The organism is Afipia sp. Root123D2 (assembly GCF_001425835.1).
In the GTDB taxonomy this organism is placed as follows: domain Bacteria; phylum Pseudomonadota; class Alphaproteobacteria; order Rhizobiales; family Xanthobacteraceae; genus Afipia.
Map to the genome: position 1 here is coordinate 505,236 of NZ_LMDP01000002.1, position 14,149 is coordinate 519,384.

Below are 14,149 nucleotides of genomic sequence, written 5' to 3' on the forward strand. Positions count from 1 at the left end.
GGAATCAAACCGCCGCAGAAAATTCTAGGGGCTCCAATGCGCAAGATTGCTCTTCTCGTTCTCGCAACTGTGGGCCTTGGCCTGTCGCAGGCCGCTTCCGCTGCCGACCTCGGCACCGCGCCGCTTTACCGCAAAGCCCCTCCGATTGAGACCTTCTCCTGGACCGGCGCCTACATCGGCGGCTTCGTCGGCGGCGCCTTCGGTGCCAGCGACGCATCGACGACCAACCCGATCACCCTCGCAGGCGCACCGGTATTCGCCGGCCCGACCACCTACGGGCTCGGCTCCAGCGTGATCGCCGGCTACACCGATGGTTACAACTGGCAGGTCTCGCCGAACTGGGTCGTCGGTTATGAATCGGAAACCGGCTACATCAACCTCAAGGGCGCGGGCTCTTATGCAGCACAGCCGACCGCAACCGGTATCGCCGAAGCCAGCGGCACCTACAGCGCCTGGACCGGCCGTCTCGGCTACACTTGGGATCGCTCAATGATCTACGCCAAGGGCGGTGTCGCGCTGGCTCGCTTCGACGTCGGCGGGTTCGACCCGACCCTCGGAACGCATTTCGACACCCGCCACCATCGCTACGAGTGGGGCTATGCCGTCGGCGGCGGCTGGGAATATGCCTTCGCTCCGAAGTGGACCATCAAGGCCGAATATCTCTATCTCGGCTTCGAGCGTGATCGCACCACCTTCGGCGCCTCCAACAGCGTGACCGAGATTTCCACTGTCACCCACATTCCGGGCATCCACACCGCGAAGGTCGGCATCAACTACAAGTGGGACTGGATGACCCTGCTGCCGGCGCAGCTGCGGCCGTTCTGATCCACGCCATCATCTGACATCTAAGCCCCGGACCTCGTCCGGGGCTTTTGTTTTGCGGAACGGAAAAGCGATCCGGTTCGCCGCTCACAGCCGATGGTCGTGGCGAAAACGAGCGACCGTCGCGTCGGCGATAGCCTTGAGCGACGACTCATCATCCGGAAAATCGGCAGCGAGCCATGCGTCTTCCGCCAGCGTCAGAACATGGCCGAGTGCCGGTCCTTCATTCAGCCCGCGTGACAGGAAATCGGACGCCCGAAGCGGAAACCGCGGCGCGGTCCAGCGCAGCGGCAGCGTTGCCATTTCGCGCCAGCGCGGCGAGACGGCATCGCGGCCCGAGCGCGCCCACGCCAGCATGATACGATCGCGATAGCGGTCAGCGCCGAGGCGATACATCCGCCGCTTCGCCACTGCCTCGTCCATATCGCGCAGACGCCACCAGCGATGGCCCATCGAATCCAGCCGCTTGGTTTCGGCATTCGACAGCCGCAGCCGCTGCGACAGCCGCCGCGCGTCCTCGGTCACCGCAATCGCCAGCGCACCGAGACGCAGCACCGGGTCCGGCTGCAAGCCGAGCGCCTGCTCGGCCTCGATCATCCGCGCGAACGGCCCGTGATAGACCACGCCAGCCACGATCCGCAGCAACAGGCCGCCATCGTCCATCGCCACCAGCGCCGCTGCGGCGCCGGGCGCGACCACAAGTTTCAGCATCTCCATGCGCATGCGTTCGGCGGACAGATCCGTCAGTCCGTCGCGCCCCTTAATACAGGCGAGATAGCCGGCGCGATCCGGTTCGCCCGCGCCGTAGGCGGCATGAATCCGGAAGAAGCGCGGGATGCGCAGATAATCCTCGGCGATGCGTCGTGACGGTTCGCCGATGAAGCGGACGCGGCGCGCGGCGATATCGCCAAGGCCGCCGACATGGTCGTGCACCGTGCCGTCCGCCGACAGCGACAGCCCGTTGATGGTGAAATCGCGCCGCTGCGCATCGCGCGCCCAGTCGCGCCCGAACGCGACCTTGGCCCGGCGGCCATCGGTCTCGATATCCTCGCGCAGCGTCGTCACCTCGAGCGGCTGGCTGTCGATTACCAGCGTCACAGTACCGTGCTCGATCCCGGTCGGTACGCTCTTGATCCCGGCGGCACCGGCACGGCGTACCACCTCGTCGGGATGCGCCGTTGTTGCAATGTCGATGTCGCCGACCGGCAGACCGAGCAACGCGTTGCGCACCGCGCCGCCGACCACGCGCCCTTCCTCCCCATCGGCATTCAGCAGCGCCAGAACGCGCGCCGCGGGACCTGCGGCGAGCCACGGCGCGACATCATGCCCGATGCGGGCTTCGCTCATTTATCGGTCCCCGGGATCAGTACGCCGTTTTCAATCCGCGCCGGTGTGTAGGTCGAGCCCGGCGGCGCACCGGAAAAATGCGCCAAAAAAAGCAGGCTCGCAATCACCAGCAGGAATGCAACCAATGCCAGCCTGACGACAATCCGCAGCGGCCACGATGAAGGATGCAGGACGTTGGCGCGAGTAGCGAGAACGAACAACGCATAGGCCGCGAACGGGATGAGAAAGATGCCGACCTCAGTCAGGACAGGACGGATCATTTAAGCCAGATCCGCTCATACAGTGCGCGCAACATCCCGGCGGTCGCACCCCAGATGTAGCGATGCTCATAGGGCATTTCGTAGAACGACCGCTTCATGCCGCGAAATTCCTTGCTGCCGAGCTTATGGTTGACCGGATCCATCAGGAACGCCAGCGGCACTTCGAAGACGTCGTCCACCTCGGAGGCATTGATCGCAAGTTCGAATCCCGGCCGCACCCGCGCGAGCGTCGGTAAAATGCGGAAACCGAAGCCGGTGGCATAGACATCAAGATAGCCGATCGGATCGACGAAGCTGCGCTTCAATCCGATTTCCTCGTCGGCCTCGCGCAGCGCGGCATCGAGCGGCGAAGCATCGCCCGCATCGATCTTACCGCCGGGAAAAGAAACCTGCCCGGCATGTTCGTTCAGATGCTCCGCGCGCTTGGTCAGCAGCACCGTTGGTTGATCATGCTCGACCACGGCGACCAGAACGGCAGCGGGACGAACCGGCCGCTCCTGCGCGATGATCTGCAGCATCGCGTCGGTGCCGAAATCGCCGGTCGGCGCCAGAACGCTGGCGTCGGTCAGGCCCGGCGGCACGTCGAAGGCGAGCCGCTCACGCGCGCGGCGGAAAAACTCATCCGATCCGATGTCGACCGATTCAGCGTTCGCCACCGGCGAAGCGTTCGTCATGTCCAGCTTCAACGTGCCGACCTTCAGGGAAGTGTCTTTCACAGAACCGTCCGTCAAACTCCGCCCCTTACCTGCCCGGCATCCGCCATCGCAAAAAACTCGCCGCCCGAGGCGACGCCGAATACCTCTTGGCCATCGACGACTCGCTCCTCACCCAACTCAACCAGATCATAATAGATCGCGCGCGTGACCTTTGCCCACAAATCGGCCCGTACATGCAGATAGGGCGTCAGGCCGCCATCAACCGCCATCTCGAAGCGCAGGCGGTGGGCGACGTCGCAGGTCACCCAGTCATCGACATTGGTGCGGAAACTGAGCGTCCGGCTGGCGCCGTCGCCGTCCTGCTGCATTTCCACTGCAAGAAACGGGACGTCGTCGACACGGATGCCGACCTTTTCGACCGGCGTGACCAGAAAATACTTGCCGTCCTCGCGTTTGAGCACGGTCGAGAACAGCCGAACCAGCGCTGGCCGGCCGATCGGCGTCCCGAGATAGAACCAGGTGCCGTCGCCGGCGATCCGCATGTCCAGATCGCCGCAAAACGGCGGGTTCCACAGGTGCACCGGCGGCAGGCCTTTCGTGCCGGCGCTGCGCGCCGCGTGGGTTAGCCCGTCGAGGCGATTGGCCGCGCTTTCACTCGCTTTTTGCAGGTCCGGCATCTGCCCTTGCTTCGCCATGGTTTGCCCCGACTTTAGCAGCCTTGTTTGGCACGATTGCTGCTCGAATTTCCAGAGGTTGGCGCTCCGGCAACTCGCCACAACGTGATCAGGTGCGCGCTGTCGGACAGCTAATGTGGGGATAGTTCAATTCAGAAAACACAGGGACTGGGTGAAAGAATAGCATCCGATTCATAGCATGGCGTCACCGCGCGGCGAACCGCGCCGCAGCGGGACTAAAACGTCGCACACGGCGTTTCCACAAGACAGATCGCAGGAGTATCCAATGGCCGGTGCAGACAGTGTCGAAAAACTCGAGGACGTGATCGTCCGCTCCGCCGAACAGCTTGCGGGCAACATCCGCGCGGCAAAGGAAGCCATCTCGACCGTGATCTTCGGTCAGGATCGCGTGGTCGAAAATGCGCTGGTCACCATCCTGTCCGGCGGCCACGCGCTGCTGATCGGCGTGCCGGGCCTCGCCAAGACCAAGCTGGTCGAAACGCTCGGCATCACGCTCGGGCTCGACGCCAAGCGCGTGCAGTTCACGCCGGACCTGATGCCGTCCGACATTCTCGGCGCCGAGGTGCTCGATGAAAGCGTCAGCGGCAAGCGATCGTTCCGCTTCATCGCAGGACCCGTGTTCGCGCAACTTCTGATGGCCGACGAAATCAACCGCGCCTCGCCGCGCACGCAGTCCGCTCTGCTGCAGGCGATGCAGGAGCAGCACATCACGGTGGCCGGCGCGCGCCACGATCTGCCCAAGCCGTTCCACGTGCTCGCGACGCAGAACCCTCTCGAACAGGAAGGCACCTATCCGCTGCCCGAAGCGCAACTCGACCGCTTCCTGATGGAGATCGATGTCGATTATCCCGACCGCGATGCCGAGCGCAGGATTCTGTTCGAAACCACCGGCGCCGAAGAGACCAGTGCGAAAACCGCGATGACCGCCGAAACACTGATCACGGCACAGCGGTTGGTGCGGCGTCTTCCGGTCGGCGAATCCGTTGTCGAGGCTATCCTCTCCCTTGTTCGGTCCGCTCGCCCCGGCGACGAAGGCGGCGAAACCGGCAAATCGATCGCATGGGGACCCGGTCCCCGCGCCAGTCAGGCATTGATGCTCGCCGTCCGCGCCCGCGCGCTGCTCGACGGCCGGCTCGCACCGTCGATTGACGACGTCCTCGATCTTGCAGAGCCCATTCTGAAGCACCGCATGGCGCTGACATTCTCCGCGCGCGCCGAAGGCCAGACCATCACCAACGTGATCCGGCAACTGAAGACGCGGATCGGCTGATGGCACCCGCGCTAAAGCCGGCAACGCAGGAGATCGAGGCAGTCCGGCGCGCCGACGGCGAAAGCCGGTCGCTCGCCGCGTCGCTGCCGCGCCTCGTGCTGGAAGCGCGCCGCATCGCTGCCAACGTCATCCACGGTTTGCACGGCCGCCGCCGCGCCGGCACCGGCGAGAATTTTTGGCAATATCGCCGCTTCGTCTCCGGCGAAGCCGCGCAGCGCGTCGACTGGCGGCGCTCGGCGCGCGACGACCATCTCTACGTCCGCGAACAGGAATGGGAAGCCGCGCACACGGTGTGGCTGTGGCCGGACCGTTCGCCGTCGATGGCGTTCGCCTCCAGGACCGCGCGCGACAGCAAGCTCGAGCGCGCACTGGTGGTGGCGTTCGCGCTGGCCGAACTGCTGGTCACCGGCGGCGAGCGCGTCGGGATTCCCGGCCTGATGACTCCGAGCTCGAGCCGCAACGTCGTCGACAAGATGGCGCAGGCGATGCTGCACGACCGCGCCACGCGCGCGAGCCTGCCGCCGCAATTCGTGCCCTCGCCGCTGGCGGAGCTTGTCGTGCTGTCCGATTTCTGGGCGCCGATCGACGAGATTCGCGTCATGCTCGGCGGCCTGTCGTCGTCCGGCGCGCACGGCACGTTGCTGCAGATCGTCGATCCGGCGGAAGAAACCTTTCCCTACTCCGGCCGTATCGAGTTCGTCGAACCGGAAGGCGCGGGCGTCATCACCGCCGGCCGCGCGGAAAACTGGGCGAAGGATTACATCGCCCGCGTCGCGGCGCATCGCGCCGCCATTCGTGCCGAGGCGAACAAGCGCGACTGGCTGTTCTCGATCCACACCACCGATCTCTCCGCAGCCGAACTGTTGCTGTTCCTCCACACCGGCATGATGGCATCGCGGGATAGCGTACGCGGCGTCAAGGCGGGACAACCCGCATGATGGGCTTTCCCCTTTCATTCGCCCAGCCGTTGCTGCTGCTGGGACTGCTGAGCCTGCCGGCGCTGTGGTGGCTGCTGCGGGTGATGCCTCCACGGCCGCGACGGATCGATTTTCCGCCGACCCGTTTGTTGTTCGACATCGCGCCCAAGGAAGAAACGCCGTCACGATCGCCATGGTGGCTGACATTGCTGCGCCTGCTCGCTGCCGCGCTAGTGATTTTCGCAGCCGCAGGGCCGGTGTGGAATCCGAACGAGGGCGCCGCGCGCGGGGACGCGCCGCTGGTGCTGCTGCTCGACAACGGCTGGAGCGCCGCCGCCAGTTGGGATGCCCGCATCAAAGCCGCCGACGACCTGATCTCCAACGCTGAAGCCGACCGACGCGCCGTCGCCCTCGTGCCATTGTCCGAAACCACGCGTGACATCACGCTGATGCCGGCCGGCACGGCCCGTGTCGCGCTGCGTCAGTTGACACCGAAACCTTACGCCGTCGAACGCGTCGACACGCTGCCAGCGCTCGGGCGCTTCCTCGCCGCCACAGGCGACAGCGACATCGTCTGGCTCAGCGACGGCGTCGATACCGGACGCGGCAGCGAATTCACCGCGGCGCTCGCCAAAACAATTCAGGATCGCCCGTTGACGATCGTCGAAGGTGGCACGCCGCCGGCCCACGCGCTGGCCGCTGCGGAGAACGCCGCCGCCAAGATGACAGTGAAGGTTCTGCGCGCAAACAGCGGCGCGGCCGATATCGGAATCATCCGCGCGCGCGACCAGAAGGGCTCGCCGCTCGGCGATGCACGGTTTACATTCGGCGCGCAGGATCGCGAGACCGAGGCGAGCTTCGACCTGCCGGTGGAATTGCGCAACGATATCGCACGACTTGAAGTTGCGGGCGAGCGCTCGGCCGGGGCGGTACAACTGCTCGACAAACGCTGGCGGCGGCGTGCGGTCGGCATCGTCTCCGGCGCCACCAGCGACACCTCACAGCCGCTGCTTGCCTCGACCTTCTATCTGACGCGTGCGCTGGCGCCGTTCGCCGACGTGCGGCTCGGTGAACGCGTCGCGCCGAACGTCGCGATCGGACAATTCCTCGATCAGAAGCTGCCGATGATCATCCTTGCCGACGTCGGCACGCTGTCAGCAGACATCCGCGAGCGTCTGACCGCATGGATCGCAAGGGGCGGTGTGCTGGTGCGCTTTGCCGGTCCACGCCTTGCCCCCGGCGACGACGATCTCGTGCCGGTGAAACTGCGGCGCGGCGGACGCAGCCTCGGCGGAACGCTGACCTGGGAAAAGCCGCAGCACCTTGCGGCGTTCGCCGCCAGCGGCCCGTTCGCCGGCCTCGACGTGCCGAAGGATATTACCGTCAATCGCCAGGTGTTGGCAGAGCCCGACCCGGCGCTGGTCGATCGCGCATGGGCGTCGCTCGCGGACGGCACCCCGCTGGTCACCGGCGAGCGCCGCGCCAAGGGCGTGGTCGCGCTGTTCCATATCAGCGGCGATATGCGCTGGTCGAATTTGCCGCTGTCTGGCACATTCGTCGAAATGCTGCGGCGAATCGTCGATATGTCCGGCTACACGCCGAATTCCGGTGCGGGCGTTGCCGCTGACTCGAGCGCCGAGACTGTCTCCCCAACCCGCATCCTCGATGGCTTCGGAGCCTTCGGCCCGCCGCCATCCGTCGCCAAGCCGATCAAGGCCGACTATCGCGATCGCGCCACGCTCGAGCATCCGCCCGGCTTCTATGGACCGGCTGACAGTCCGGTTGCGGTGAACACGCTTGCCGCCGCCGACCGCATCGCGCCGCTCGACACCTCCGCGCTGAAAGCCCGGCGCGCGACCTACTCCAGCGCCGAGCCGCGCGACCTGCGCGGCATGATGCTGACAACGGCGCTGGCGCTGTTCCTGATCGACGCGATCATTGTCGCCATTCTCGGCGGCGGCCTTGCTGCGCTCCTGCGGCGGCGGACAGCCACTGCGACGATCGTTGCTGTCGCAGTAGCGCTTGCCGCCTTCGCGCCGGCATCGTCACACGCGCAGAGTCAACCGCCGCAAGCTCAGACACAGAGCAAGCCGCCATCGCCGTCATCGGCCGCCGATGACTTCGCCCTTCAGGCCACGTCGCAGACTCATCTCGCCTACGTCGTCACCGGTAACGAGGATGTGGATTCCATCGTCAAGGCGGGACTGACCGGGCTGACGCTGTTTCTCGCCCAGCGCACCGCGCTGGAAGCGGGCGAACCGGTCGGCGTCGATCCGGCGCGCGACGAACTGGCGTTCTTTCCGCTGCTGTACTGGCCGGTGATGGCCGGCGCGCCAAAGCCATCGCAGGAGGCTATCAACAAACTCGACGCCTACATGAAGCAAGGCGGCACCGTGCTGTTCGACACCCGCGACGCCATCGACGCTCCGCCGGGGCCGAACGGCGAATCGCAGACGCCCGGCATGCTGACGCTGCGCGACACGCTGGCCTCGCTCGACATTCCAGAACTGGAGCCGGTGCCGCGCGAACACGTGCTGACCAAAACTTTTTACCTGCTGCGCGATTTCCCGGGACGATTCACCTCGGGCCAGACCTGGGTCGAAGCCTTGCCACGCGGCGATAACGACGACGTGGCAGACCGCCCGGCACGGGGCGGTGACGGCGTGTCGCCGATCATCATCACCTCGAACGATCTTGCCGGTGCATGGGCGATGCGTCCCGACGGCCAGCCGATGCTGCCGCTGGCGCCCGGCGAACCGCGCCAGCGCGAGTTCGCCTTCCGTGCCGGCGTCAACATCGTGATGTATACGCTGACCGGCAACTACAAGGCCGATCAGGTCCACGCTCCGGCGTTGATCGAGCGGCTGGGACAATAACGGCCTCATCCTTCGAGACGCGCGCAAGAAGCGCGCTCCTCCGGATGAGGAAGAACATCGAACGGAAGCCCTCATGGTGAGGAGTGTTGCAACGCGACGCATCTCGAACCATGAGGCCACAGGAGATACATTTGAACTACGGCATCGTATTCGCGCCCCTCGTTCCGGCACTCGTGTTGTGGCTCGGGCTGGCGGCGGTCGTCGTCATCGCCGCGCTGCTGCTGGTCTCCCGCGCGCGCGGTGCGGCGGTGCGCGTGGCGGCGTTGGCGCTGATCCTGCTGGCGCTCGCCAATCCGTCGTTTACCCGTGAGGAGCGCGAGCCGCTGTCGTCGGTCGCCGCCGTCGTGGTCGACAAAAGCCCGAGCCAGAACTTCGGCAATCGCACCCGCGAAACCGACGCCGCACGTGAGGAACTGGTCAACCGGCTGAAGGAGATCAAGGGTCTCGAGGTGCGCGTCGTCGAAGCCGGCCAGGCCGACGGCGAGACCGACGGCACCAAGCTGTTCTCGGCGGTCACGTCGGCGCTCTCCGACGTACCGGCCGATCGCGTCGCCGGCGCATTCCTGATCACCGACGGCCGCGTCCACGACATTCCGGGCAACGCTGCCGGCGTCGGCTTCACCGCGCCGGTTCACGCCCTGATCACCGGGCGCAAGAACGAACGCGACCGCCGCATCGCGATCACGGCCGCGCCGCGTTTCGGCATCGTCGAACAGACCCAGACCATCACCTATCGTCTCGACGATCAGGGTGTCACCGGCCAGAGCGCGCGGGTGACGGTACGGCGCGACGGTGATGTGCTGAGCGAGCGCATGCTGACCAGCGGAGAGACCAGCAGCGTCACGCTGGAAATTCCGCACGCCGGGCCGAACATCGTCGAGATCGAAGCCTCGCCGCTGGAGGGCGAACTGACACCGGTCAACAACCGCGCCGTGGTATCGATCGACGGCGTGCGCGACAAACTGCGCGTGCTTCTGGTTTCCGGCGAGCCGCACTCCGGCGAGCGCACCTGGCGTAACCTGCTGAAATCCGACGCCAGCGTCGACCTCGTGCACTTCACCATTCTTCGTCCGCCGGAGAAGCAGGACGGCACGCCGATCAACGAGCTGTCGCTGATCGCGTTTCCGACTCGTGAACTGTTCCAGCAGAAGATCAACGAATTCCAGCTCATCATCTTCGACCGCTACGCCCGGCAAGGCGTGCTGCCGATTTCCTATTTCGACAACATCTCCCGCTACATTCGCAATGGCGGCGCGGTACTTGTGTCGGCGGGGCCGGATTACGCCAGTCCGAGCAGCATCTGGCGCACACCGCTGGACAGCGTGTTGCCCGCCGAGCCGATCGGCGTGACCGAGAAGCCGTTCACCGCGCGCCTCAGCGAGATGGGCAAACGTCACCCAGTGACGCGCGGTCTTGAAGGCTCCGCCAGCGAGCCGCCGCACTGGAGCCGCTTTTTCCGTCAGGTCGATACCCGCAATCCCGTCGTTCCCGCCGTAATGGAAGGCGCTGACGGCAAGCCGCTGCTATTGCTGTCGCGACAGGGCGAAGGCCGCGTCGCGCTGCTGCTGTCGGATCACATCTGGCTGTGGGCGCGCGGCTATGAGGGCGGCGGCCCGCATCTCGACCTGTTGCGGCGGCTGTCGCACTGGCTGATGAAGCAACCCGACCTCGACGAGGAAGCGCTGCGCCTGCAGGTGCAGGGCCGCGATCTGGTGGCGGTGCGCCAGACCATGGCCGATACCGTGCAGCCGGTGACCGTGACCTCGCCGTCCGGCACCACGCGGCAGCTGACATTGACGCAAGCCCAGCCCGGCGAATGGCGCGCCTCGACCAGTGCCGACGAACTCGGCCTGTGGCAGGCGACCGACGGTCAACTGAAAGCGCTGATCAATGTCGGCCCGGTCAACCCGAAGGAGTTTTCCGAAGTCACCTCCACTACCGATACGCTGTCGCCGCTGACGCAGGCGACCGGCGGCGACACCCGCCGGATCGCGGAGAACGGAAGCATCGACCTGCCGCGCGTCCTGCCGGTGCGCGCATCGAGCGTGTTCCGCGGCGACGGCTGGCTCGGCGTGAAGATGAGCGACGCCAGTGTCGTGCGCGGCATCGGCGTGTTGCCGATCTTCGCCGGCCTGATCGGCCTGCTGCTGCTGCTAGGCGCCTTCGCCTCGACCTGGCTGCGCGAGGGGCGCTGACGCTCTCGGCCAATGGCCGATCGGGCCATTGGACGACAACAAGCATCCGCTCCACTCACAATGTCATCACCGGGCTCGTCCCGGTGATCCCGATCAGGCGTGCACAGTACTCCCCTAAGCGGGATGGCCGGGACAAGCCCGGCCATGACATCCAATGGTGGGTCGCGGCATCGCTCTCCACACAGTCCGTCATTCCATGAGTTGACACGGCCGCCCTCTCCGGCGATGTTATATTATAACATTGGGGATACCGGGCGGCTGAAGCCTGGGCATGGGGCGTCGTCGGCATGAGACGGCTGAGGTTGCAGGCAAGGAAGCTGTCGCTGCTGGCGCTGTTCGCGCTGGCGCTGCAGTTCGGCCTGTCGTTCGGCCATGTCCATGCCGGTTATTTTGCTCCGGACGGCGCGCAGACGGTCTCCGGCCCGACCAACGCGCCCGATAGCGACCACGATCACAATGCTGCCGTCGACATCTGCGCGATCTGCGCCACGGTGGCGATGGCCAGTTCGCTGGTCGATGCCACCCCGCCGGTTCTGCCAGTCCCAACCTCCTTCCATGCCGCGCGCCATGCCTTGCTTGCGCAATCCGATGCCCCGGATCCGCAGCGCGCCGCGTTCCAGTCCCGCGCCCCTCCTTCGATCTGATCCCGGCTAGCCGACGTTCCGCGCTCGATGCTCCCGCATTGAGCCGACGGGACAATTCCGGAATCACCCCGTCCGCAGAAGACGGGTCGCCGCGCTCAGCGGCGTCAGGATCGAATTCATGTCACGACTCTCTCCGCGTCACGTTTTTCTTGCCACCTCGGCGCTCGCCGTCTTGAGCGCAATACCCGTCCCACTGTTCGCGCAAAGCACCACACCCACCGACAGCAATGCGTTGCCCGAAATCTCGATCACAGCGAGCCCGATCGTCCATCGCAACCAGCGGGCGGCGCAACCCGCGCCGGCCACGGCGGAGGCGCCGCCTGCGCCTGCCGCACCCGATCCGCTGGCGCAATCGTTCTCGGCCTCGACCGTACTCGATGCCAACCAGTTGCAGAACCAGGCCGGCGGTGGGCTTGGCACCGGCGGCTCGCTCGGCAACCTGCTGTTCGACAAACCCGGCATCAGCGCCTCGACCTATGCGCCGGGATCGAGCCGCCCGATCATTCGCGGCCTCGATAACTTCCGCGTCCGCGTGCAGGAAGACGGCACGTCGTCGATGGATGTCTCGGAAATCGGTGAGGATCACAGCGTTCCGATCGACACGCTTTCCGCCACCCGCGTCGAAGTGGTGCGCGGACCGGCGTCGTTGCGTTACGGATCGCAGGCGATCGGCGGCGTCGTCAGCGTCGACAACAACCGCATTCCGCTGGCCGAGACGCCGAACGGCCTGAGCGGCTGGGGCGCGTCGGCGTTCACCAGTGCCGATCTCGGCCGTGAAGGGTCGGTCGGCTTCAACGTGCGTCAGAACAATGTCGCGATTCACGCCGACGCCTTCACGCGTTACACCGAGGATTACCGGATTCCCGGCGGCGTGCAGAAGAACACACAGCAACGCACGGCAGGCGGCGCGGTCGGCGGCACATACTTCTTCGACGGCGGCTATTTCGGCATGGCGCTGACGCAGGCGTCCGCGCTGTATCACATCCCCGGCATCGAGCCGGCGCAGGTCAACAATCGCATCAACCTCGAACAGACCAAACTGCTCGGCAAGGGCGAGTATCGTCCCGACTCGGCGATGATCGATGCGATCCGGCTGTGGTTCGGCGCAACCAACTACACGCACGACGAGAAGGGTTATAGCGCCGACGACGGGCTCGACGGCGTGCGCGCGACGTTCAAGAACAAGGAGCAGGAAGCGCGGCTCGAGGTTCAGATGGCCGGGGTCAGCACGCCGTTCGGCATCTGGACCGCCGCGCCCGGCGTGCAATTCAACCATCAGCAGATCAGCACCGCAGGCGAGGCCGGCGGCCTGCTGGCGCCGACCGAAACCTTCGCTGCCGCCGCCTACATGTTCAACGAGTTGCGCGTCAACGATCAGTTGAAGCTGCAACTCGCCGGGCGTATCGATCAGGCGCACGTCTCGGGCACGCCCGCGCTGTTTCCCGGCAGCTTCGATCCGATCAACGGCGACGCCATCGACTTCGCCGCCAAGCGCAACTTCACGCCCAAGAGTGCGAGCTTCGGCGTGCTGCAAGCGCTGCCCAACGACATGGTCGCGTCGTTCACCGCGCAGTATGTCGAGCGCGCGCCGCGCTCCGCCGAACTGTTCGCCAAAGGCGCGCATGACGCACCTGGCACCTTCGAGATCGGTAATCCGAACCTGACGACCGAAGCCGCGCGCAGCCTCGAGATCGGATTGCGCAAGCAGACCGGCCGCTGGCGCTTCGATCTCGCTGCCTATTACACGAGCTACCAGAACTACATCTTCAAGCGCGCCACAGGCCTGCGCTGCGACGATGAGTTCGATAGCTGCGGCTCCGGCGGCGGCACCGAACTGACGCAGGTGATCTACGACCAGCGTGACGCACTGTTCCGCGGCGCTGAGGTTTCGACGCAGTTCGATGTCGGCCAGCTGTGGCGCGGCACCTTCGGAGTCGACGGGCAATACGATTACGTCGATGCACGATTCAAGGACGGCAGTTTCGTACCGCGCATTCCGCCACACCGGCTCGGCGGCGGCATCTACTACAAGGACGACGAATGGTATGCCCGCGTCGGGCTGCTTCATGCGTTCGACCAGAACCGCATTGCGGCGGATGAGACCGTGACCAAAGGCTACAATTTGCTGCGCGCGGAAATCAGCCGTACCGAGAAAACCGACTATGCCTCGACCGGCCTGCGCGAGGTGCGCTACGGAATTGTCGGCACCAATTTGCTGAACGATGACGTGCGCAATGCCTCGTCATTCCGCAAGGATGAGGTGCTGTTGCCCGGACGCTCGGTGAGGATCTTTGCCAGCGCGAAGTTCTAGGGAGAGCAGCGCAGCAACCCCATCAAACTCGATTGTCATCACCGGGCTTGTCCCGGTGATCCACGTCTCACATCGCTATCCCTAAAACATGGATGGCCGGGTCAAGCCCGGCCATGACAACATCTTTGTGGTGCAGGTTCAGGCAGCAGACAACTG

Annotated in this window: 11 protein-coding genes; 7 read left to right on the forward strand and 4 right to left on the reverse strand. The window is 65.4% G+C overall.

Annotated elements, in window-relative coordinates:
- Positions 1-36 precede the first annotated feature (36 nt).
- Positions 37-825, forward strand: coding sequence for an outer membrane protein (locus tag ASC80_RS11510; RefSeq protein WP_056296956.1), 789 nt, complete (start codon positions 37-39; stop codon positions 823-825).
- Between the two features lie 84 nt (positions 826-909).
- On the opposite strand, the gene ASC80_RS11515 is transcribed toward ASC80_RS11510, so the two are convergent.
- The 4 genes from ASC80_RS11515 to ASC80_RS11530 are packed head-to-tail and all read right to left on the reverse strand — an operon-like array spanning position 910 to position 3,780.
- Positions 910-2,169, reverse strand: a complete 1,260-nt coding sequence (locus ASC80_RS11515; protein ID WP_056296957.1) for a CCA tRNA nucleotidyltransferase — start codon at positions 2,167-2,169, stop codon at positions 910-912.
- The gene (locus tag ASC80_RS11520; RefSeq protein ID WP_056296959.1) at positions 2,166-2,429 is read right to left on the reverse strand and encodes a DUF6111 family protein; all 264 of its coding nucleotides are present in this window, start codon (positions 2,427-2,429) and stop codon (positions 2,166-2,168) included. The genes ASC80_RS11515 and ASC80_RS11520 overlap by 4 nt, the downstream gene beginning before the upstream one ends.
- A complete protein-coding gene (locus ASC80_RS11525) occupies positions 2,426-3,103 on the reverse strand; it encodes a CoA pyrophosphatase (protein ID WP_056298786.1) in 678 nt (225 codons plus the stop codon). Before ASC80_RS11525 ends, ASC80_RS11520 begins: the two co-directional genes overlap by 4 nt.
- A gap of 53 nt (positions 3,104-3,156) precedes the next feature.
- Positions 3,157-3,780: a DUF1285 domain-containing protein gene (locus tag ASC80_RS11530; protein WP_056296962.1), complete on the reverse strand. Its 624-nt coding sequence runs from the start codon at positions 3,778-3,780 to the stop codon at positions 3,157-3,159.
- A gap of 265 nt (positions 3,781-4,045) precedes the next feature.
- Here ASC80_RS11530 and ASC80_RS11535 point away from each other — a divergent pair, with 265 nt between their 5' ends.
- The 6 genes from ASC80_RS11535 (at position 4,046) to ASC80_RS11560 (ending at position 13,993) form a co-directional block, all read left to right on the forward strand.
- Complete coding sequence (locus ASC80_RS11535) at positions 4,046-5,050, forward strand: AAA family ATPase (protein WP_056296966.1); 1,005 nt, start codon at positions 4,046-4,048, stop codon at positions 5,048-5,050.
- Positions 5,050-5,988 carry a DUF58 domain-containing protein gene (locus ASC80_RS11540; protein WP_056296969.1) on the forward strand — a complete coding sequence of 313 codons (939 nt, stop codon included), beginning with the start codon at positions 5,050-5,052 and terminating at the stop codon, positions 5,986-5,988. Before ASC80_RS11535 ends, ASC80_RS11540 begins: the two co-directional genes overlap by 1 nt.
- The gene (locus ASC80_RS11545; RefSeq protein WP_056296972.1) at positions 5,985-8,843 is read left to right on the forward strand and encodes a DUF4159 domain-containing protein; all 2,859 of its coding nucleotides are present in this window, start codon (positions 5,985-5,987) and stop codon (positions 8,841-8,843) included. Before ASC80_RS11540 ends, ASC80_RS11545 begins: the two co-directional genes overlap by 4 nt.
- Positions 8,844-8,974: 131 nt before the next feature.
- Positions 8,975-11,038: a hypothetical protein gene (locus tag ASC80_RS11550; RefSeq protein WP_056296977.1), complete on the forward strand. Its 2,064-nt coding sequence runs from the start codon at positions 8,975-8,977 to the stop codon at positions 11,036-11,038.
- 287 nt (positions 11,039-11,325) lie between these two features.
- A complete protein-coding gene (locus ASC80_RS11555) occupies positions 11,326-11,682 on the forward strand; it encodes a DUF2946 family protein (protein WP_056296980.1) in 357 nt (118 codons plus the stop codon).
- Between the two features lie 118 nt (positions 11,683-11,800).
- Positions 11,801-13,993 carry a TonB-dependent receptor gene (locus tag ASC80_RS11560; protein ID WP_056296983.1) on the forward strand — a complete coding sequence of 731 codons (2,193 nt, stop codon included), beginning with the start codon at positions 11,801-11,803 and terminating at the stop codon, positions 13,991-13,993.
- Positions 13,994-14,149 lie beyond the last annotated feature (156 nt).